This window comes from Bradyrhizobium sp., assembly GCF_036009065.1.
GTDB lineage: Bacteria > Pseudomonadota > Alphaproteobacteria > Rhizobiales > Xanthobacteraceae > Bradyrhizobium.
Genome location: NZ_DASYMN010000102.1, coordinates 25,920 through 46,548 on the forward strand (window position 1 = coordinate 25,920; position 20,629 = coordinate 46,548).

The window sequence follows — 20,629 nt, forward strand, 5'->3', positions numbered from 1 at the left end:
TCCCCAAGCTTTCCAAATGTTCACAATTTTCAAGTTATAGTGTGTGTACACATTAAGTGCACGCGTATTATATTTGCAAGCATCAGGAACCGGTCTGCAGAGCCATTTACTTATTTCCGAACCCCGAGTTGACATGACCAGGTCGCGGACGATGCGTTGGGTTTTGCTGGCCGCCATACTGGCGGCGGCGGGCGTTTTCGGCTGGCAGCGATTTTACGGCATGGACCAGGCGGCGCAGGCGGAGAACGCCCAGAAATCCGCCGTTACCGCGCGCAATGCCGCCGTTCCGGTCACTGTTGCCACCGTCGAGAAGACCGATTTTCCGGTGTGGCTGACCGGACTCGGCACCGTGCAGGGTTTCAATACCGTCGTGGTGCGCACCCGGGTCGACGGCCAGATCCACGCGATTGCCTTCAAGGAAGGCGATCTCGTGAAACAGGGCGACCTGCTTGTCCAGATCGATCCGCGGCCGTTCCAGGCAGCGCTCGACCAAGCCAAGGCCAAGAAGCAGCAGGACGATGCCAACCTCGCCAACGCCAATCTCGATTTGCAGCGCTTCACCAAACTCGGCGAGTTCGCCACCCGGCAACAGACCGACACCCAGCGCTCCACCGTGGCGCAACTCACCGCGCAGATCGCGGCTGACGATGCCGCCATCTTCAATGCGCAAACCCAGCTCGACTATGCCACCGTCAAGGCGCCGATCTCCGGCGTCGCCAGCCTGCGTCTGGTCGACGTCGGCAACATCGTCAATGCCTCGACGCAAACCGGCATCGTGACCATCGCGCAGATCGAACCGATCGCGGTGATTTTCACGGCGCCCGAAGACCAGTTGCCCACCATCAACGAAGCGCAGGCGGCGCAGCCGTTGAAAGTGACCGCGCTCACGACCGACGGCAAGAAGCCGCTGTCGGATGGCGTGCTGGCGGTGATCAACAATCAGGTCGACACGTCAAGCGGCACCATCCGTCTCAAGGCGGTGTTCGACAACAAGAACCACGCGCTGTGGCCGGGCCAGTCGGTGTCGACGCGCCTCCTGGTGACGACGCTGAAGGACGCCACGGTGATACCGGACGACGCGGTTCAGCACGGAACGGACGGCCTCTACGCCTTCGCCGTCAACCAGGACAACAAGGCTGAACTGCGCAAGATCAAGGTTTCGAAATCGATCGACGGACGTTCGGTGGTCGATGATGGGCTGAAGCCCGGCGAGCGCGTCATCGTGTCCGGTCAGTACAAGGTGCGGCCCGGCTCCGCGGTCGCGACCAAGGTCGCAGCTTCCGATGCCGCCCCGGCCAAGGCCGACCAGCCATGACCGAACAAACCCGCGAGAGCATCTCCTCGCCCTTCATCCGCTATCCCATTGCAACGTCGTTGCTGATGGCGGGGATTCTGTTCGTCGGCCTCGTTGCCTATCCCCTGCTCCCGGTGGCGCCGCTGCCGCAGGTCGACTTCCCGACCATCCAGGTCGCGGCGTCCCTGCCGGGCGGCAGCCCCGAAACCATGGCGTCGTCGGTGGCGCAACCGCTGGAACGGCAGCTGGCGCAAATCCCCGGCGTGGCGCAGATGACCTCGACGAGCTCGCTCGGCACCACCGCGGTCACCATCCAGTTCGACCTCAACCGGAACATCGACGGCGCCGCCAACGACGTGCAGGCGGCGATCAATGCCGCCGGCGGTCAACTGCCGAAGAATCTCCCCTCGCCGCCGACCTACCGCAAGGTCAATCCTGCGGATTCGCCGATCCTGCTGCTGTCGGCCACATCGGACACGCTGCCGCTGACCACGGTGAGCGACGCCGTCGATGCCCAGCTCGCGCAGCAGATCAGCCAGATCTCCGGCGTCGCCCAGGTCAGCATTGGCGGCCAGCAGAAGCCCGCGGTGCGCGTCCAGATCGACCCGGCAAAACTGGTGGCCAAGGGCCTGCAACTCGAGGATGTCCGCGCCCAGATCGCGATTGCCACGGTCGACAGCCCGAAGGGCAACATCGACGGCGCCACCAAGAGCTTCACCATCTACGCCAACGACCAGTTGCAGGAATCCAAGGACTGGAACAACGTCATCATCGCCTATCGCAACGGCGGTCCGTTGCGGATCCGCGATATCGGTCAGGCCGTCACCGGTCCTGAAGATGCCAAACAGGCCGCTTGGGCCAACGGCAAGCGCGGCGTGTTCCTCGTCGTCTTCAAGCAGCCCGGCGCCAACGTCATCGACACCGTCGACAAGATCAAGGCGCAACTGCCGCGGCTGGTCGCAGCGATCCCGCCCGCGATCAAGGTCGATGTCATCAGCGATCGTACCCAGACCATCCGCGCCGCCGTCGAGGACGTGCAGTTCACGCTGCTCCTGACCATCGCATTGGTGGTCATGGTGATCTTCATCTTCCTGCGCAGTGTATGGGCGACCATTATCCCAAGCGTCACCGTTCCATTGGCCCTGCTCGGCGCCTGTTCTCTGATGTGGGTGTTCGGCTACACGCTCGACAATCTGTCGCTGATGGCGCTGACGATTTCGGTCGGCTTCGTGGTCGACGACGCCATCGTCATGCTGGAGAACATCACCCGCTATATCGAGGAAGGCGAAAAGCCGTTTGCCGCGGCGCTGAAGGGCGCCGGCGAGATCGGGTTCACCATCGTCTCGATCGGCGTATCGCTGGTGGCGGTGCAGATTCCGCTGCTGCTGATGGGCGGCATCATCGGACGGCTGTTCCGCGAATTCGCGGTCACGCTGACGATGGCGATTTTTGTGTCGCTCGTGGTGTCGCTGACGCTGACCCCGATGATGGCCTCGCGCTTCCTGCGCGCGCACAAGGAAACAAGGCACGGCCGCTTCTATCAGTGGAGCGAGCGCGGCTTTGAGGCGATGCTGCATGCCTATGAGCGCGGCCTCGACCTCGCCTTGAGATGGCGCCTGACAACGCTCGGTATTTTCTTCGCGACGCTGGCGCTGTCCATCTACCTGTTCGTGATCATTCCGAAGGGTTTTTTCCCGCAACAGGATACCGGCCTGATCACGGCCACCTCGGAAGCGGCGCAGGACATCTCCTTCGCCGACATGAAACGCCATCAGGAAGAACTCGGCGCCATCGTGCAGGCCGATCCCGATGTCGCCACCATCGCGATGTCCGTCGGCGGCAGCGGCAGCGCGCTTAACACCGGCCGCATGTACATCACGCTGAAACCGCGCGACCATCGCAGCGCCAGCGCGCAGCAGATCATCGCACGGCTGCGGCCGAAGCTGGAACAGGTCCAGGGCGCCCGGCTGTTCATGCAGGCCGCCCAGGACGTGCGGCTCGGCGGCCGCGCCACCCGGACCCAGTTCGAATACACGCTGCAGGATGCCAACCTTGCCGAATTGAACGAGTGGGCGCCGAAAATCCTGGACAAGATGAAGACGCTGCCGCAGTTGCGCGACGTCGCGACCGACCAGCAGACGCAGGGAACGACGCTGACGCTGACCATCGATCGCGACACCGCCTCGCGCTTCGGCATCCAGCCGCAATTGATCGACGACACGCTCTATGACGCGTTCGGCCAGCGCCAGGTCGCCCAGTATTTTACCCAACTCAACAGCTACCACGTGATCCTGGAAATCTTGCCCGAACTGCAGGGCAATTTCGATACGCTCAACAAGATCTACATCAAGTCGCCGACCACCGGCGATCAGGTGCCGCTGTCGGCATTTGCAAAATGGACCAGCGTGCCGGTGCGGCCGTTGTCGATCAGCCACCAGGGCCAGTTTCCGGCGATCACCATCAGCTTCAACCTCGCGCAGGGCGTGGCGCTTGGACAGGCGACCGAGGCGATCCAGAGCGCGATGGTCGAACTCGGCGCGCCGTCGACGCTCAATTCGAGCTTCCAGGGCACGGCCCAGGCGTTCCAGCAGTCGCTCGGCACCGTGCCGCTGCTGATCATGGCCGCCCTGGTCGTCGTGTACCTGATCCTCGGCATTCTCTACGAAAGCTACATCCACCCGCTGACGATTCTGTCGACATTGCCCTCGGCCGGGGTCGGCGCGCTCGCGATCCTGATGGCGTTCGGATACGACTTCAGCCTGATCGCGCTGATCGGCATCATCTTGCTGATCGGCATCGTCAAAAAGAACGGCATCATGATGGTCGATTTTGCAATCTCGGCCGAACGCGACGAGCATCTCACCGCGGAAGCAGCGATCCGCAAGGCCGCCATATTGCGCTTCCGTCCCATCATGATGACGACGATGGCGGCGATGCTCGGCGGCGTGCCGCTGATGCTGGGCACCGGCACCGGATCGGAAATCCGCCAGCCGCTGGGCTATGCGATGGTCGGCGGCCTGATCGTCAGCCAGGCGCTGACGCTGTTCACCACGCCGGTGGTGTATCTCTATCTCGACAGGGTCTCCGACTTTTTCTCGGGCTGGGGCCGCTCACATGATGACGACAGCGACGAGCCGGTGACGGAGCGTGGCCGGGTCAGGCAAGCCGCCGAGTGACGACTCGTCATGCGCGGGCTTGGCCCCCGCGCGCTTCAATTCAGGTTTCCGGGAACAGCCGGGGAAACAGCACGTCGAGGGCGTCAGCCGGAAAGCGGAGGGACACCGCCGTCTTGGGTGTGTCGGAATCGAGCAGTCCAGCGGCGATGACGTCGGCCAGAACTCGGCGTGCCGTACGGTCGGGCAGGCCGGTGATGCGTGCGATGTCGCCGCGCTCGAACTCGCCGCGTATCAGTGCCTCTTCCAATAGCCGGAACGCGTCCGCCTTGAGGGACAAACGCTCGACGTGGGTTCTCAGCCTCGGCGCCAGACTGCCGATCTCGAAAAGGCTGCCCATGAATTTCACCTGGTCGAGACTTATCTGAAGAAACCACAAAACGAATTCGCCAAGCGCTTTCTGCGAAAGATTGCCTCGTCCATCGAGATCTCCTTGCCGCGGCATATCGGCAAGATCCATCATGGCCTTGTATTCGCTCGGTCCCTTTAGTCCCCGCGCCAGCCCACGCGAGATCGACCAGAGACCGTGCGCGCCGATATCCGCCAATTGCGCCATGGCGTGGCTCATCAGGCGGCTGACGCGTCCATTTCCGTCGGGAAACGGATGGATGTAGTTGAAACGGTGATGGGCGGCGGCCATGGCCATGATGCGGCCTGCCTGTTTGAGCGGTTTGAAGTCATAACGCTGTTCAAAATAGTGCATGAAATCCTGCACGCGGCCGCTCGATGGCGGAACGTGGCGGCCCACAGCTACATCGTGTTCGTCGCGGGAGCGCCATGCACCAGGCTCCATGAGAAATTCGCGTTCAGTACCGCGGATGGTGAGCATCTCCTTTGAGGCGTCGCGATAAAATTCCCGATGAAGCCACTGGATGAATTCTACCGATGCCGGTTCGGGCAATTTTCCTTGCGTAGCCATGTGGTCGAGCTGACGCTGCACGCGCACATGCGCGGCTGCTTCGATCTGTAAGTTACGGCGTGCCGTGTCCTGATCGAACTTTCCTTCAAGTGCGCGGGCAATTTCTCTCGGACGCGTGTTATGCCCCTCGATGAGGTTGCTGTAATACGTATTCATGAGCCGCACGAGATCGGCAAGATTGGATGCCGTACGCGGATGCAGCCCGGCACCGAGGATTGCCGAAGCCGAAGACAGCTCGGCAATGACGTCGGCAATCGCTTCCGACGTTTCTTCAAGCCGGGCGGGCTCGATCCGTTGCGGAGTTTCAATTGGCGACATTTGGCCGATCTTGATCTGATTTAAGATATTGATCACACATATGAATTATTAAGCAACTGCCAAAATTGGCCGATCCCTTGGCCGATCTTCCTCTCCCAAAACTTGGCCGAAATTGGTTATATTCAACCCATTGATCGATATAGATTATTTTGCAAAGCTAGCAAAACTTGGCCGATCTGCTGGCCGATCTTCTGATTGATGGCTCGACCATGAAAAACCCCGCAAAACTCGTAGTTCTGGTCGCGGCCATCCTGGCATCAGACGCAACTCCACCCAGCTACGCCCAGCAAGCCAAATCCAAGGCCCCGCCCAAATCGGCGCAACCGGCGCCGAACGATACTCCGGCGCCTGCACCGGCCGACAACGCGAACGCGGCCAACACCCCGCCCCCGCCCGGCTGGGCCGCGCGCTGCGGCAGCGCCAGCCGCGACGCGCCGCTGGAATGCGCCATCGAGCAAAGCGCCTTGATGCCGCGCACCGGACAGCTGGTGATCGCCGTGAATATCCGCGTACCGGCCGATACCCGCACGCCGTCGGCCCTGATCCAGTTGCCACTCGGACTTAATCTGCCGAGCGGCGTCAAACTGCAGGTCGACGATGGCACCGCGACCGAGATGCAGATCGAGACCTGCGAAGCCCGCGGCTGCTACGCCGGAACGGCGATAGCACCCGACCTGCTCGCGGCCATGAAATCCGGCAAGCAGTTGAAGATATCGTTCCAGAACCTGAACAAGGAAATCCTGACTGTGCCGTTGCCGCTCGCGGATTTCGCGGCGGCGTATGACAAGATAAAGTAGTGTATTTTGTAGGGTGGGCAAACCGCCCGGCGCGCGAGCGCGCGTCGGGTGGTGTGCCCACCACTTCCAAATGCACAGGCGGACAAGTGGCACGGCGCAAGAGCGCCTTTGCCCACCCTACGACTTCTGTCATTCCGAAAAGCGCTCGCGACGAAGCAAATCCAGCCTTTCTTTCAGCCCTCTGGATTGCTTCGCTTCGCTCGCAACGACCGCGCGCAAGCCTAACGAAAAGGACAAGCAATGGCCAAAAACACGATTTGCCTGTGGTACGACAAGGACGCGGAGGCTGCTGCCCGCTTCTATGCCGCAACCTTTCCCGACAGCGCCGTGGGCGCCGTCCGCCGTGCACCCAGTGACTTTCCATCCGGCAAGAAGGGCGACGTGCTGACGGTGGAATTCACGGTCGCCGGCGTCCCCTGTCTCGGCCTCAACGGCGGTCCCGCGTTCAAGCATAACGAAGCTTTCTCGTTTCAGATCGCCACCGACGATCAGCAGGAGACCGACCGCTACTGGAACGCCATTGTCGGCAATTCAGGCCAGGAGAGTGCGTGCGGCTGGTGCAAGGACAGATGGGGCATCTCCTGGCAAATCACGCCGCGCGTGCTGACCGAGGCGATGGCGGCCGGCGGCGACGAAGCAAAGCGCGCATTCGAAGCCATGATGGGCATGAAGAAAATCGACGTCGCCGCGATCAAGGCGGCGCGGCGCGGCTGATATTCACACTGGATAGCCGGCCTGTCGCGTCCTATCACCAGCCCGGTTGCGACGGCTGCCAGCCCGGTCGCACCTGCGGATAGTACTGGCCGCCGCGCCGGCGCGTATCGCCGGTTGGGGAATCCCAACTGCGCTGAAAAAAGGAGCCGAAGCCGAAACCGTCATCACTCGCGACCTCGACATTGACCGTAGGCTTGCGCGTTATGAATCCACCCTGGGGCTGATTGCTCAGCACCGCGACAAACTCGGTACGATAATTGGTCTCGGCGCTCAGCGGCTCGTCCGAGATGACGATCGAGGATCGCGGCAATGCGGTCGGCGCGATGCGATCGAGCACATCCTGCGGGATAATGATGCGGTCGAGCGCACCCTTGGCGTCGTCGGCATCGTCGATCGTGACCGCGGTCCAGCGCAGGCCGGCGTCCGTGCGCGCCATCGCGGTGAATACATGCGTGCCGATCGGCTTGTCGGGATTGCGGATCGTGACCGGAACCTCAATGGAGAAATCGAACACCTCGCCGCCCCCGTCCGGCGCCGGCCTGTGCGTGTTACGCCGCACGTAAAGCTTCTGCGTCGCGCGGCTGATGTAGATCGACGCCGGCTCGAGCGCGAGGCTCGCTTCGCGCGCCACCTTGGCGGTATCGATCTTCCTGGTCTGGGCCGCCTTGGCAGCGTCCTTTGCGGCGGCGGTTGCGTCGAGCTTCGGTTTCGCGTCGGCCTTGGCGGTGTCGAACTGCGTGCCTAAGTCCGCGTCCTTGGCGGCGGCCTTCTGCTTGCGGTCCTCGGCTCGCGCCTTGGCCTCGTCCGTCCTGGCCGCGGCGAGCGCCTTTTCGGCGGTGGCGAGTTCGGCGTCGGCGCGGGCCTTGAGCCCCTGCAGCTTGCGCAGCGACAACGTCAGCGACGCCGTCTCGCGCGGCGCCTTCGCGGCGGTTTTCTTCGCCTCGTCGGCCGCCTTGGCAGCCTCGACCGCTTCGCGGGCGAGCGTCTCGGCCTTGGCCGGGGCGGCCGCGATGGCCTCCGCCTTCGGCATGAACAGCGCGGGATGGGAAAACTCGACCGGGGCCGCGTCGTTCGGCGAAATGATCACCCGCATCCCGATCCGCGTCTTGTCGAACAGCTTCTCCGCCAAGCCGAAGGGCATCCGCACGCAGCCATGCGAGGCCGCATATCCGGGCAGCGGACCGCCGTGCAGCGCGACGCCGTTCCAGGTGATGCGCTGCAGGTGCGGCATATGGGCATCGTCATACATGTTCGAGCGGTGGTCCTCTTTCCTCTCGACGACGGCGAAGACGCCAGCCGGCGTCTCGCGTCCCTTGGTGCCGGTCGACACCGGCGCGCGCAGAATCCAGCCATCGGCGTCGTAGAAAGTGACCTGCTGGGTCTTGATCGATACGATCGCCATGATCGGCTCGCCTGCGTCGCGCGGAGCCGTCGCCTCGACGGGGGGCGCGGGGCGCGCCTGTCTCGGCGCGGCGTCGGCGGTCAGCGCCGTCAGTGCGGCCATCGCCGCGAGCGTCACCATGGCCGGAGGACCCCAGCGCCGCGTCGCCACGCTCGATCGCGCCGTCGTAAATCGATTTACCATGCCATGTCCCGGTTGAAATGCTCGTCGGCGCTTGCATCGATCAAGTGTCAGATCGGCGATTTTTTGGATTAACTAACCGCCGCCACCGTCCGTGTTGCGCTAGCAATTCTCTCATATACGACAGCTCTCGCAGGAGGAAGGGTTGGTTCGCGCGACACTTCGCGTCGGGGCACGATACCCTCCGGCGCGCCGGCGTTTCGGCTTGCCGTTATCTTTTTGCAATGGCTTCCGTACAAGCAAAATCGCAGCCCGAAGAATTCCATTCATCCGGGTCTGCCAGCCCTCGCCGCTGCATTTGAATGCATCCAAATATCCGCGTCCACGCGGAGGCTGATAGCCGCTTTCCTGGTTTCGGACTTCGACCGGCCCCCGGGCCGGATTCCAATCGAGACCGGGGCACGCGCTATTTGTGCATCGGTCAATTCCGGCGCGTCGTCGTATTCGTCCGGCCGGATGACATGAGCATCAACCTTCTTCAAATCGCTTCTAATAGCGGGCTTGTTCTTTGTCATTGCATTTTCTCATGTACGGCTTTGCAACGCGGGGTCTCTATGGGGAAATTATCGTATATACGATAATGTGGTGCCGGTCGAGACGTACTACTGCCGCATCGTTCCCACATGCAGCGCGACGCTCTTGCGGCGCGCTGCTAAGCCGGGGCCGCGTTCTTAGCGGTCCCGGCTCTGCGGTGCATTGTGAAGAACGCTGCGCCGCGTCCGGCACACGAAATCGCCGTTGCGTAACTCCTCTTCCAATCGTACGAACCAAGTTTACACTGGCTGTGTAAACTTGCGATGCGGGCCGACCTCTCTACGACTGAATACTACCCGTCCCCTGCTTTACCAAGGCCGTCCCGACTGCACCCAATTCATGAATGCCGATAGGATAGGTCAGCCTGAACGTCAGTTCGCCTCAGTGGCCGTGCGAATGACAATCCTGAAATATCCAAGCAAGCAAAGATTCTATGCAGCGGCCGATTCGAGAGCCGCTGCATCGTCTTGAGCTCGTTTCTTTAATCGCTTCGCAAGATGCGTTTCGCCTGCGGCGATGGCTATGTTCGCTTCTTTAATCACACCTGCTGAAATCGCGACTTCTGCCGAAACCTTCTTGTGGAGCGCCATCCAGGAAGCAACTTCGGCCCAGTCGTAGAGCGGTGTGTCCGAGGTTACACGGGCGACCGGAGCTGGAAAGTTTTTTGCGCGATCGCCCTTGGCATAATTGGAAATCGCCGCGCGCGTCAGGTCGGCGCGCGACGCAATCTCGGAAAGGTTGACCAGAGGATCCGGTTCTATACGATCAATCTTCGCGCCGGCAGCGCAAACATTCTCGACCGCGGAAGCAATCGCCTCGTCAATTGTTATAGCCTCTCGAGCAAAGTCGATGATCGTACGGCCCTTCTGAAAAGCCACCAAAGCATCGTCACAGCCCGCGTCATAGAAGCCGTCACCAAAATCATCCGCGGTGGGGTCAACGCCAGATGCGACGATGCTGAACTCAAACGTCTTCATTCTTGACCTCCTTCCGCTTTGTGGGGACACCTGTCGACGGCCCTGATGATCTGTTTAGCGTGATTGCCAGCATTGGCCGGCGTACCGTTTACCTGTTGAGCGCATCCATCCCGATCGGCGTGCGGACAAAAATAAGCGTCCGAAATGGCCCATTTTTCGGAAGGTCCAACCTTCAGCTTCGGCATACTTAACTGCTGCCTCGACCTCTTTCTTTGATGTGTCGGCCTTGTTGCCATTGTCAGTATCACCAATTTAGTGTGGTGTTGACACTTGTCAACGGACCCCTACCAAAAACAGCCTCAATACGTCGTGTTTCGGTAAATAGCTCTTATTTGGTAAATTGCAGCCCTTATAGCTTGCTCGAGCCCTCACCCCGTCCCCAGATACACCTTCTGTACCTGCGGATCGTTGGCGAGATCGGCCGCCGTCCCGGACAGCACGCTCTTCCCCACCTGCAGGACGGTAGCGAAATCCGAAACTTCGAGCGCGAGTTCGATCGACTGTTCGGCGAGCAGGATGGTGAGGCCCTGCTTGTGCAGCCGGCCAAATGTCTCGTACATCGATTCCACCACCGTCGGCGCAAGGCCGAGCGAGGGTTCGTCCAGCATCAGCAGTTTGGGGTCGCTCATCAGGGCGCGGCCGACCGCCAGCATCTGCCGCTCGCCGCCGGACATGGTGCCGGCGCGCTGGCTGCGCCGCTCGGCGAGCTTTGGAAAGAGTTCATAGACGCGATCGAGCAGCACAGTGATGCGCGCCTTGTCGTGCAGCGGCGTGGCGCCGAGTCTGAGATTGTTCTCCACGCTTTGCTGCACGAACAGCCGCCAGCCTTCCGGCGACAGCGCGAGACCTTTGCGGACAATCGCGAAGGCGGTCTGCCCGGCAATCGGCTCGCCGCGAAAAATGATCGATCCGGAATGCACCGGGATCAAGCCGGCGATGGCATTGAGCGTCGTGGTCTTGCCGCCGCCGTTGGAGCCGAGCAGCGCCACCACGCTTCCCTGCGGCACTTCCAGCGACACGTCGAAGACGCCGATCAGGTCGCCGTAGCGGACCTCCAGATGCTCGATCTTGAGCAGCGGCGCGGTCATGGGATGGGTCCGCCCATCAATTCGATCGGCGTGTGGCCCGCGGCGGCCTTAGCGGCGCGGGTGCCAAGATAGGCGGCGATCACGGCCGGATTGCCGGTGACCTCGCGCGGGCTGCCGCGCGCGATCTCGCGGCCCTGGTGAAACACCACCACGCGCGTCGCCAGCGACATGATGACTTCCATGATGTGCTCGACAATGACCAGCGTAATGCCGGAGTGATGGATATCGCGGACGAGATCGATCGCGAGTTGCACCTCGCGCTGCGTCAGGCCCGCCATCGCCTCATCGAGCAGCAGGATTTTCGGCTCGGTGGCGAGCGCGCGCGCGATTTCGAGCCGCTTGCGGCCGGGCGTGCCGAGCGACCGCGCCGGCGCGTTGGCCAATGCGTTGAGGCCCACGCGCTCCAGCACCGCGCGGGCCTTGATCTCGGCCTCGGAACGATGCGGCGTACGCAAAAATGCGCCGATCATGACATTCTCGAGCACCGACATGCCTTCAAAGGTCTGCGGCACCTGAAAGGTGCGCGCGAGTCCGAGATGCGCGCGCGCTTCGGGCGTCAGGTTGGTGATGTCGTGACCCTCCAGCAAAACCGTGCCGGAGGTCGACAACAGATCGCCGGTCAGACAATTGAACAGCGTGGATTTGCCGGCGCCGTTGGGCCCGATCAGGCCGAGGATGTCGCCCTGCTCCAGCGTCACCGAGGCTCTATCGACGGCCTTGAAGCTGCCGAAGGCCTTTGTGACGTCGCGCGCCTCAAGGAGCATGGGCCGCTCCTTTCTGCGCAACGGGCTCGGCCGCCTTGCTGCGCCTGGCCCACAGCCGGTTGATCAAGGTCAGAATGCCGCCGGGCTGGAAACGCGCGATCAAGACGATGATGGCGCCGTAGACGACGAACGTCAGTCCCGCGCCCTTGCCGCCGAGCAGATTGTTGGAAATCTCCTCCAGCGGCACCAGGATGGCCGCGCCGATCAGCGGTCCGAACAGCAGGCCGGCGCCGCCGAGTGCCGCCATGATCAGCATTTTTACCGAGATCAGGATGCCGAGCCCGGACTCCGGATCGACAAAGCCGAACATCATTGCATAGAGCGCACCGGCGACGCTGGTCAGCCCGGCGCTCAGCATGAAAGCGTAGAGTTTTGTGCGGCTCGCCGGCGCGCCGAGCGAGCGCGCGGCGCGTTCGGAGTCCTTGATGGCGCGCAGATAAAAGCCCATCCGGCTATTCGCCATCCACCAGGTGATTCCAAGCGTGATCGCGAGCACGATGAGGAACAGATAGTAATAAGGCAATGCCGACGTGAAGGAGAGATCTAGTACGGTTCGCGGCACAGTGGGACCGCTGAGGCCCACGGCCGCGCCGAGAAACTCGGTGTTGGTGACGATCAGCCGCACCAGTTCGGCAACCGCAATGGTCGCCATGCTGAAATAATGCCCGGACAGCCGCAGCGTCGGCACGCCGATCACCGCCGCAATCAGCACGGCGGCGGCGACCCCGACGGGAATTCCGACCAGCGGCGGCAGCGCGAAGTGGGAATACGCCGCCATCGAAGCATAGGCGCCGCATCCGAAGAACACCACGTGCCCAACCGACACCTGGCCGGCATAGCCGCCGACGATATTCCACGCCGAGGCGGCGATGGCATAGAGCAGAATCAGCGCGCCGAGCCGCTGCTGAAACGGTGTCGAGAAAAACAGCGGATACGCAATGATCAGCGCCAGTGCCACCGAAGGCCACAGGAAACGCCGCATCGTGCTCATTAGTTCTTGCCCATCAAGCCTTGCGGCCGGAACCAGAGGAAACACAGGAACAGCGAATAGACCACGATGTCCTTGTAGACCGCGCCGATCCAGTAGGCCGACACCGACTCGATGACGCCGATCAGCAGTCCCGCCACCAGCGCGCCGGGCACGCTACCGAAGCCGCCCAGCGACACCGTGACAAAGGCGACGATGCCCAGCGTCTCGCCGACCGTCGGCGCGATATAGAAGAAGGTTGCGATCAGCGCACCGGCGATGCCGGTGGCCGCCGCGGCAATCGCCCAGGCGATGGCCTGCATGGTGTCCGGGCGGATGCCCATCAGCTGCGCCGCCGTGGAATCCTCGGCGACCGCAAGCATCTTCGAGCCAAGCGAGGTACGGGTAAGCAACACGTGCAGGCCAAGCGTGACCAGCAACGCGACCACGCCAGCCAGCAGGCGCGAGGCCTGGATACGGATGCCGAACACATCAAACGTGCCGCCGACGATATTTTCCGGCAGCGTCAAAAAATTGGCCCCAAAGCCCCAGAACACCGAATAGCGCAGCAGCAGCGCGAGGCCGAAGGTGCCGAGGATTTGCGCCAGCATCGGCCCCTTCATCACGCTGCGGATCAGGCCGAAATAGACGACGATGCCTAGCGTCGCCAACACCAATGCTGCGACCGGCGCGCCGAGGAAGGGACCTACGCCGAACAGCGTCCACACCACGAACGCCACATACATGCCGAGCATGACGAAATCGCCATGGGCGAAATTGACGATGTTCATCATGCCCCAGATCAGCGTGAGGCCGGAGGAAAACAGCGCATAAACCGCGCCGAGCAACAGGCCGCCGACGATCACCTGAACGAGGATGGAGGACATGCCGGCTTAAAAATTCTTGCGGGGTTAAATCTCATCGATGGCATCGTTGCCGGTCGAGAAGGCGGGAGCAATGCCCCGCCTTCGGTCGCTCGATTTATTACCAGCCCTTGTAGGGCATCACCGGCGCCGTCTTGGCCTGGTTCTTCGGCCAGACCGCGACGTAGTTCTCGCCGTCCTGCAGCTGGATCACCAGTCCCGCCGCCAGGATGTTCTGGCCCTTGTCGTCGAATTTTACCCCTTTGTAGCCCATGATCAGCTGATCGGGTTTTAGGTCGGTAGCCTTCAATGCCGCCTGGATCTTGTCGGGCTCGGTCGACTTGGCGCGGTCGATCGCATCCATCAGGACAAAGAAACCCTGCATCTGACGCGCCGCGGTATCGTCCATGTCGTCGCCGCTCTTCTTCTTGTACATCTCGTTGATCAGGAACGACGGCGATCCCGGAGGTCCGATCGCGAAGGAGGAACGGTTGAACACGCCCTGCGCCAGCTTGCCGACCGCCTTGATGAAGGAGGGATCGGAGAAGCCTGCGTTGTCGGCCACCATCATCGGCGGCTTGTAGTCCAGCGCCTGCATGGTCTTGGCGTAGAGGATCGCATCGGACTGGTAGCAGACCATGATCACAACATCAGGCTTCTTGTCCTTGAGCTGCAGCACCTGGCTCTGCACGTCGGTGGTGTTGGCGGAGTACGCAATGTCCTGCGCGATGCTTAAGCCGTTCTCCTTGAACACGCTGGTGATGACGCTCGCAACCGAGGTGCCGTATTCGGTGTTCTCATGAACGATGGCGATGTTGTCGGTCTTGGCGCCGGCGGCCTTCATGTCCTTGAGGAAGTCGAGATAGATTTTTGCGAAATCGGATGCGACCGGCGTGGTGCGGAAGAACCATTTGAAACCACGCTCGGTCAGGCTTGCCGCCACCGACTCGCCATTCAGATAAGGAATGCCGTATTTTTCGGCGATCGCACTGGTCGTCAGCGTGATCCCGGACTGATAGGCGCCGCTGAGCGCAACCACCTTCTCTTCGGTGATCAGCCGCAACGCCTGGTTCTGTCCGGTGGCGGGGCTGCCCTGGTTGTCGGCGAATACCACCTCGACTTTTGCCCCGCCGAGACCGGCGAGACCGGGACCCTTCGTCACCGGCAGGTTGCCGAGACCGGGATGTCCGTTGTTGATGATGTCGACGGCGGTTTCGATCGCGGCCTTGGCGTGAACACCGGCGCTGGCGGCATTGCCGCTCAGCGGATAGATCGCGCCGATCTTGACGGTTTTTTGCTGCGCCAGCGCTGATCCCGTCAGGCAGAAGGAAATCGAGGCGGCGCAAAGCAGCCCGACGACGTGTTTGAATTTCATGCTGATAATCTCCGAAAGCGTTCCCACCCAATGCCGGGCTCTGAGGCCGAGATGCGCCGGGCGCTGGCGCCCGTCGCTCTGTTTTGTTTGGCATGACAAGCATGGCATGCCCGCTTCACAGGGGCAAGCTGGCCTTGACGCCGATGTAGACGGTGTTGCTCGCATCGCGGTCCTGCAGCGGATTGTCGAAGGTCACGACATGCGCATCGGACGTTGCAAAGACATTGGCCAGCACCGCCTTGAATGCCGCATCCGGCGGGTCGTTCGACCACAGCGCGAACACGCCGCCGGGATGCAGATGTCCGGCAAGTTTTCGCAAGCCCTCCGGCCGGTACAGCGCCGCGTGGTTCGGATGCAGCAGGTTTTGCGGCGAGTGGTCGATGTCCACCAGCACCGCATCGAAGCGGCGACCGGGTGACTGCGGATCAAGGGCGGATGCCGACATCGCGAAGAAGTCGCCGGCGACGAAGCGGCAGCGCGAATCGGCCATCAGCTGCCTGCCGAGCGGCAGCAGTCCCCGCTCGTGCCACTCGATCACCTCGGCCAGTGCATCGACCACGATCAGCGACCGCACCCGTCGATCTTCCAGCACGGCCTGCGCAGTGTAACCAAGCCCGAGCCCGCCAACGACCACATCGAGGTCCGCCCTCTCCAGCGCCGCCAATCCGAGCCGCGCCAGCGCAATTTCCGCAACCGTGAACAGGCTCGACATCAAAAATTCGTCGCCGAGTTTTATTTCGTAGACGTCGATTCCGGTCGATAGCTGTCTTCGCCGCCGCAGGCTGAGCGCGCCCATCGGCGTCGGGCGAAAATCCATCTCCTCGAAGTACACGCTCATGCGCCGACGGCTCCGGATGTCATGCAAACGCCGTCCCAGAACGGCCGCGGGTTCGCCCAAGCGGGCCGCAAGACCTCAGGCAGCGCGGCAACCCTTGTAACCCCCTCGTCTTGCTTGCCAAAGCCGTTACGTAACGAGTAGAAGGACGCTCAGCCGCGGGATCAAGCAAAGTCCCCTCGCCAGCGATTTCCGGCGCAGACTTTAAGCTTTTGAGACTGCTCAGCTTTTGGGGAATGGTGTAACGGTAGCACAACAGACTCTGACTCTGTTTGTCTAGGTTCGAATCCTAGTTCCCCAGCCACGTGAAGATTTATAATATCAATCTTGCAAAGCTGCGCTACGTGCGTGGAGAATCCGCCACGGCCACGACGATTCTTCGATCCCAAAGCCACTGCAGCATGTTCCGGCCGAGATCGGGCGACATGCGGTCAGACCAGGCCTGCACGATGGAACCGGCGGTCTCGTCAGAGCGTATCTGCCGCAACAACGGGACCAGTTCGACTTCGCTCAGAAAGGCGACGGGACGATCCAGCGCCGCATGACAGAGCGCCGGCGTGGACGCGATCATGTCGCCCTGCATGACCGGCATCGACTCGATCCGCGATAGCTTCGAAAGCTCGATCCTGCACGCCGGTTCTAGCCGTCTCGTTTCCAGCGGCGGCGGAGCGATATCGCGCACGGCGGCAGCGGCGCGCTGCTGCCAGAACGGCCCCCCGGTTACGGCGGCGCGCTCCTGATAGAAGGCCGCCGCGCTGGCGGTGTGCTGTGAAACCTTTTCGGTTTGACGGTCCTTGTAGAATGTGATCGCGTCTGCCGCATGCGCCGGATGTTTTGCCAGCGTGTTGATGACCACGGCCGCCTGCAGTCCCGAGACCACGGCGCTTTGAATGCCCTGCGCAGACAACGGGTCAAGGGTCAGATTGGCGTCGCCGACCCGCACAAAATCCGGCCCGGCGGCGTGCTCGGCATGCCGGCTCGATGCGTCGCACGCGGCGACCTCTCCCGCGATGCGGCCGGCCTCGTCCTCGCGAAACAATCTGAACCGGCGGAGGAGGTCGAAGTAAATGCCTTCGATGTTCGTCCGCGACCTGCCCGACAGGAGCTTCGGATCGATGAATACGGCGGCGACCGACTTGCCGCTGCCGAGCGGCGCGTACCAGAGCCACATATTGTCACCGGCCTCCACGCATCCCTCGACCTGCTTGCGGTCCGGCGCGTGCCAGTGCGCGAACAGGCTGAGCAATGGAGCGGAGCTTCGGATTCGCCGGCCGGGCAGCAATGCCCGGCTTCCGGCGGCATCGACGAGGAACGTCGCCACGATCTCCTTTCGGCTTCCGTCATGCCGAACCGGGATTTGCCAGCCGCCGCCGTGCAGCCGCTGGGGGCTCATCGCATGCGCAGGCCGCAGCACCATGACGCCGCCGGCTTCGGCGTTGCGCAGCAGGATGTCATCGAACCGGCAGCGGTCCACATGGAAGCCGGGAAGCCCGGGCAACGACCGAACAGAAGGCCGCGCGTCCGCCCACCACACCACGATTCGTTCGGGACGCAGGAAGCCGGCACGCTCCAGGCGATCGCGGACCCCGATGACCTCAAGCAACGGCAGGATGCTGGACGGGAGTGATGCGCCGCTGCGCGCTTCAGGTACCGCATCGCGCTCAAGCAGACAGACCCGATAGCCGAACGAGGCGAGCCGGCAGGCGGCGGTTGAGCCGGCAGGGCCGCCGCCGATCACGCAAATGTCCGCCGTGATCCTTGCGATTTCCATCTGGCAATTAAGGGTGCGCCTGCGAATTCAGGACCTGGTGAAGCAGCGGAGGCTTCGCTTCCATCAGTCGCGCGTACACGCCGAGACAATAGTGCAGCCAGCCGCGAATGTAGTCGCAGGCGGGACGGCCACGATGAATGACCTCGTGATGGCAACCGCCACCGCACTGATGGCGCGCCCAACAGGTTCGGCAGGGCTCCTGCCTCTGCACGTTCCGGTCCGATAGCCAGCGCTGCTGCTTTTCGCCGTCCACGCCATCGCTGACGTTGCCCATCGCGCCGAGATCGTCGTCGACGAAGCGATGACAGGCGAACAAGTCTCCCTTGGAGGAAACGCCGAGATAGCCCCCACCCGCGCCGCACGGATAGGCGTCGCGGTTTGGCTTGTGGATGCGGCGGAGCGTGTTGATGATATTCAGGAATGGATAGATTTCGTTGTTCATCAGACGCTGCTCGAACGTCTCAGCGCATGCGATCATGCGCGCGAGCATGGCGTCGAACTCGCCCCTGCCCATCTGGTCGGAACCCGCCGGGGATTTCAGCACCGGCGAGAAGGACACGCCGTCGAAACCAAGGCGCGCGAGTTCGTCCAGCGTTTCCGGCAGGCCGAGGTTTCGCGGGGTGACGCTCACGCGCGCGATGACCTGCGAGCGGCGATGTGGGCGCAACAGCAGCAGTTTCGACCGTTCGATAATGCGGTCATAGCTGCCCCGGCCGGACTTGAACGGCCGCAGCGCATCATGGGCCGCGCCGACCCCATCGATGCTGACCGTCACGGTGAACCCGTGGCGGTCGAAGAACGCCGCATCGTCGGCCGTCAGCAGCGTCGCATTGGTGGTCAGCGCAAACGCGACGTTGATACCCAACGATGCCGCCCTGTCGGCGGCATAGCGCGTTGCTTCCTGCAAGACCGTCCGGTTGACCAACGGTTCACCGCCCAGATACGCAATCGTGATATTTTCGCCGGGCTCCGCGTCCGCCAGCAGCCGGTCGACGGACGCCTTCGCGACCTCAATCGGCATGCTGCTGTCGGCGCCGCCGAAATTGCCCTGCTGCGCGTAGCAATAGGTGCAGCCGAGATTGCACTTCTGCGCCACCGCGAGCGACAGCGCGCGGACCGGGACCGACACAGGCGCCTGCTCGGGAGCCCTCGTCTCGCCAAGTCCGGCGGCCGACATGATGAAGCCGACCCGCTCCGCGTCGCCATACTGCATGGCTCGATCGAGCACTTCGGCCATCGCGTCATCGATCTCATGGATAAGTCCGTCGTCGATCGACAACAGCATGGTGCGCGCGTCCGCGCCGAACAGATGTGCGTTCGGAACTCGGGGAGCGCTCGCGTAACGGGCGCGGCGGTCCGGTGCCGGCAAGTCAACGCCGATTGCTTCCATTGCGACCCACCGTGGTTCGAGCGCGTTACCCTAGGCTATCAAGTCCTCGATGTCGTCGCCGGGCCCGCGTTCGGTTTCTACCTTCTTGCCAGACACCACCCGCATCACGCCGATCTTGTCCACATGGCGGTCCATCCCATTCGGATCGAATTCCAGCGTTGGTCCATTGTCTGACGTGTCCGCATACTGTTTTCGGAAGAACTGGACCAACGTAGACGTCTCCTCATCAAGGTATGCCTCTTGCGGAAGGTGCTGCGCCCAGTAACCGACACATGCAGCGAAGTCGCCCTGCCACGGCGAGCACAGCCCGCTCGTCAGTTGCCCCGGCACCGCGCCGGGCCCGGTGTCGGTCAGTGACGCCTTGTATCGAACACGCGCTTCCCGGGGATCGACTTTCGGATCCTGGCTGCTCAGATAGAAGACGCTCTTGATATCGATTACTTCCGTTCCCGGACCCGCGGAACCGAATGATGTCTCCATGCCCGGTTGAAATCTTCGCGTTGTCGATTCAAGCGCTCCCTCGTCCAAGGCTCTCGCGGCCTGGTTGTGAAGATTGCCGGGCGGGAGATTGTCGGGAATTTGAAGTCTTTCCTGGAAAAATTCGATCAGGCTTTCAGGTTCATTCGTATCGGGTGAGAAGTCCTGCGGAGCAACCACGATGCAGGCTGGCAGCACGTCCGGCGTCTGGCCGCCGCCGGTCAGTTTCACGGTGACCGATCCATCGCTGGCGTTGTCGGTAATTTCCTCGGAATACATACCGGGAATTTCCTGGCCCTTGGTCTTGCGCACCGCTCGCGCTATCGGCGGAATGAACAGGCCGTCCGAGGTGATCTGTCCCATAGCGACATCTTTTCCTTCATCGAATCCCGGCAGAGAGCCGACCAGCATTCCACCACTCGCGTCATCGGAGGAGGCCTGTGCCGAGATTACGAAGTCGGTGCTGCTTAAGGGGATGTCTTTCCGATTGGCGATCTTGCGATTGGCGACCCTCGCCGACCACACCGCCTGAATTTTCAGGGCGCCCATCAATTTCGGGGTGAGTTCGCCCAGCCCGGCGTGATTTTCCCCATAGGCGTAAATCCTGAACTGCACGGCTTGCCGCTTGATCAGACCATTGGATTTGTAGGTGCCCGGATCTTTGCCAAAAACGTAATGATCATCATTGCGCGACAGCCGTGCAATTCCGATTGCGGGATGAATCTTGAAGACGACAACATTGCTCAGGTCATACGGAAATGCCATGTTTGTTTTCTCCTCATCAGCTCTCG

17 protein-coding genes and 1 tRNA gene are annotated in these 20,629 nt (G+C 62.1%); 5 read left to right on the forward strand and 13 right to left on the reverse strand.

Annotated elements, in window-relative coordinates:
* Positions 1 to 133 precede the first annotated feature (133 nt).
* On the forward strand, positions 134 to 1,315 hold the full coding sequence (locus VGP39_RS06060) for an efflux RND transporter periplasmic adaptor subunit (RefSeq protein ID WP_327567197.1): 1,182 nt from the start codon (positions 134 to 136) through the stop codon (positions 1,313 to 1,315).
* Positions 1,312 to 4,470 (forward strand): multidrug efflux RND transporter permease subunit, encoded by a 3,159-nt coding sequence (locus VGP39_RS06065; protein ID WP_327567198.1) that lies wholly within the window; start codon positions 1,312 to 1,314, stop codon positions 4,468 to 4,470. The genes VGP39_RS06060 and VGP39_RS06065 overlap by 4 nt, the downstream gene beginning before the upstream one ends.
* A 40-nt stretch (positions 4,471 to 4,510) precedes the next feature.
* Here the strand turns inward: VGP39_RS06065 and VGP39_RS06070 are convergent, their stop codons facing one another.
* Positions 4,511 to 5,740: a Fic family protein gene (locus tag VGP39_RS06070; protein ID WP_327567199.1), complete on the reverse strand. Its 1,230-nt coding sequence runs from the start codon at positions 5,738 to 5,740 to the stop codon at positions 4,511 to 4,513.
* Positions 5,741 to 5,913: 173 nt separating this feature from the next.
* Here VGP39_RS06070 and VGP39_RS06075 point away from each other — a divergent pair, with 173 nt between their 5' ends.
* Positions 5,914 to 6,501 carry an invasion associated locus B family protein gene (locus VGP39_RS06075; RefSeq protein ID WP_327567231.1) on the forward strand — a complete coding sequence of 196 codons (588 nt, stop codon included), beginning with the start codon at positions 5,914 to 5,916 and terminating at the stop codon, positions 6,499 to 6,501.
* A 240-nt stretch (positions 6,502 to 6,741) separates the two neighbouring features.
* Complete coding sequence (locus VGP39_RS06080) at positions 6,742 to 7,215, forward strand: VOC family protein (RefSeq protein ID WP_327567200.1); 474 nt, start codon at positions 6,742 to 6,744, stop codon at positions 7,213 to 7,215.
* Between the two features lie 34 nt (positions 7,216 to 7,249).
* On the opposite strand, the gene VGP39_RS06085 is transcribed toward VGP39_RS06080, so the two are convergent.
* The 9 genes from VGP39_RS06085 to VGP39_RS06120 all read right to left on the reverse strand — a co-directional run bounded on the left by VGP39_RS06085 (position 7,250) and on the right by VGP39_RS06120 (position 16,203).
* On the reverse strand, positions 7,250 to 8,800 hold the full coding sequence (locus VGP39_RS06085) for a L,D-transpeptidase (RefSeq protein ID WP_327567201.1): 1,551 nt from the start codon (positions 8,798 to 8,800) through the stop codon (positions 7,250 to 7,252).
* 111 nt (positions 8,801 to 8,911) lie between these two features.
* Positions 8,912 to 9,109 carry a BrnA antitoxin family protein gene (locus VGP39_RS28065; protein ID WP_349256803.1) on the reverse strand — a complete coding sequence of 66 codons (198 nt, stop codon included), beginning with the start codon at positions 9,107 to 9,109 and terminating at the stop codon, positions 8,912 to 8,914.
* A 653-nt stretch (positions 9,110 to 9,762) separates the two neighbouring features.
* Positions 9,763 to 10,308: a hypothetical protein gene (locus tag VGP39_RS06090; RefSeq protein WP_327567202.1), complete on the reverse strand. Its 546-nt coding sequence runs from the start codon at positions 10,306 to 10,308 to the stop codon at positions 9,763 to 9,765.
* A gap of 368 nt (positions 10,309 to 10,676) precedes the next feature.
* Positions 10,677 to 11,396 carry an ABC transporter ATP-binding protein gene (locus tag VGP39_RS06095; protein WP_327567203.1) on the reverse strand — a complete coding sequence of 240 codons (720 nt, stop codon included), beginning with the start codon at positions 11,394 to 11,396 and terminating at the stop codon, positions 10,677 to 10,679.
* A complete protein-coding gene (locus VGP39_RS06100) occupies positions 11,393 to 12,160 on the reverse strand; it encodes an ABC transporter ATP-binding protein (RefSeq protein ID WP_327567204.1) in 768 nt (255 codons plus the stop codon). The genes VGP39_RS06095 and VGP39_RS06100 overlap by 4 nt, the downstream gene beginning before the upstream one ends.
* Entirely contained in the window at positions 12,150 to 13,151 is a 1,002-nt protein-coding gene (locus VGP39_RS06105) for a branched-chain amino acid ABC transporter permease (RefSeq protein WP_327567205.1), read from the reverse strand. The genes VGP39_RS06100 and VGP39_RS06105 overlap by 11 nt, the downstream gene beginning before the upstream one ends.
* Positions 13,151 to 14,014, reverse strand: coding sequence for a branched-chain amino acid ABC transporter permease (locus tag VGP39_RS06110; RefSeq protein WP_327567206.1), 864 nt, complete (start codon positions 14,012 to 14,014; stop codon positions 13,151 to 13,153). Before VGP39_RS06110 ends, VGP39_RS06105 begins: the two co-directional genes overlap by 1 nt.
* 97 nt (positions 14,015 to 14,111) lie before the next feature.
* On the reverse strand, positions 14,112 to 15,365 hold the full coding sequence (locus tag VGP39_RS06115; protein ID WP_327567207.1) for an ABC transporter substrate-binding protein: 1,254 nt from the start codon (positions 15,363 to 15,365) through the stop codon (positions 14,112 to 14,114).
* A 115-nt stretch (positions 15,366 to 15,480) separates the two neighbouring features.
* Entirely contained in the window at positions 15,481 to 16,203 is a 723-nt protein-coding gene (locus VGP39_RS06120; protein WP_327567208.1) for a spermidine synthase, read from the reverse strand.
* A 227-nt stretch (positions 16,204 to 16,430) separates the two neighbouring features.
* On the opposite strand from VGP39_RS06120, the gene VGP39_RS06125 reads away from it, so the two are divergent.
* Positions 16,431 to 16,504, forward strand: a tRNA-Gln gene (locus VGP39_RS06125).
* Between the two features lie 36 nt (positions 16,505 to 16,540).
* On the opposite strand, the gene qhpG is transcribed toward VGP39_RS06125, so the two are convergent.
* The 3 genes from qhpG to VGP39_RS06140 form a co-directional block, all read right to left on the reverse strand.
* Complete coding sequence (qhpG, locus tag VGP39_RS06130; RefSeq protein WP_327567209.1) at positions 16,541 to 17,971, reverse strand: flavin-dependent monooxygenase QhpG; 1,431 nt, start codon at positions 17,969 to 17,971, stop codon at positions 16,541 to 16,543.
* Between the two features lie 7 nt (positions 17,972 to 17,978).
* A complete protein-coding gene (locus VGP39_RS06135; RefSeq protein WP_327567210.1) occupies positions 17,979 to 19,250 on the reverse strand; it encodes a radical SAM/SPASM domain-containing protein in 1,272 nt (423 codons plus the stop codon).
* A 141-nt stretch (positions 19,251 to 19,391) separates the two neighbouring features.
* Positions 19,392 to 20,603 carry a LodA/GoxA family CTQ-dependent oxidase gene (locus tag VGP39_RS06140; protein ID WP_327567211.1) on the reverse strand — a complete coding sequence of 404 codons (1,212 nt, stop codon included), beginning with the start codon at positions 20,601 to 20,603 and terminating at the stop codon, positions 19,392 to 19,394.
* Positions 20,604 to 20,629 lie beyond the last annotated feature (26 nt).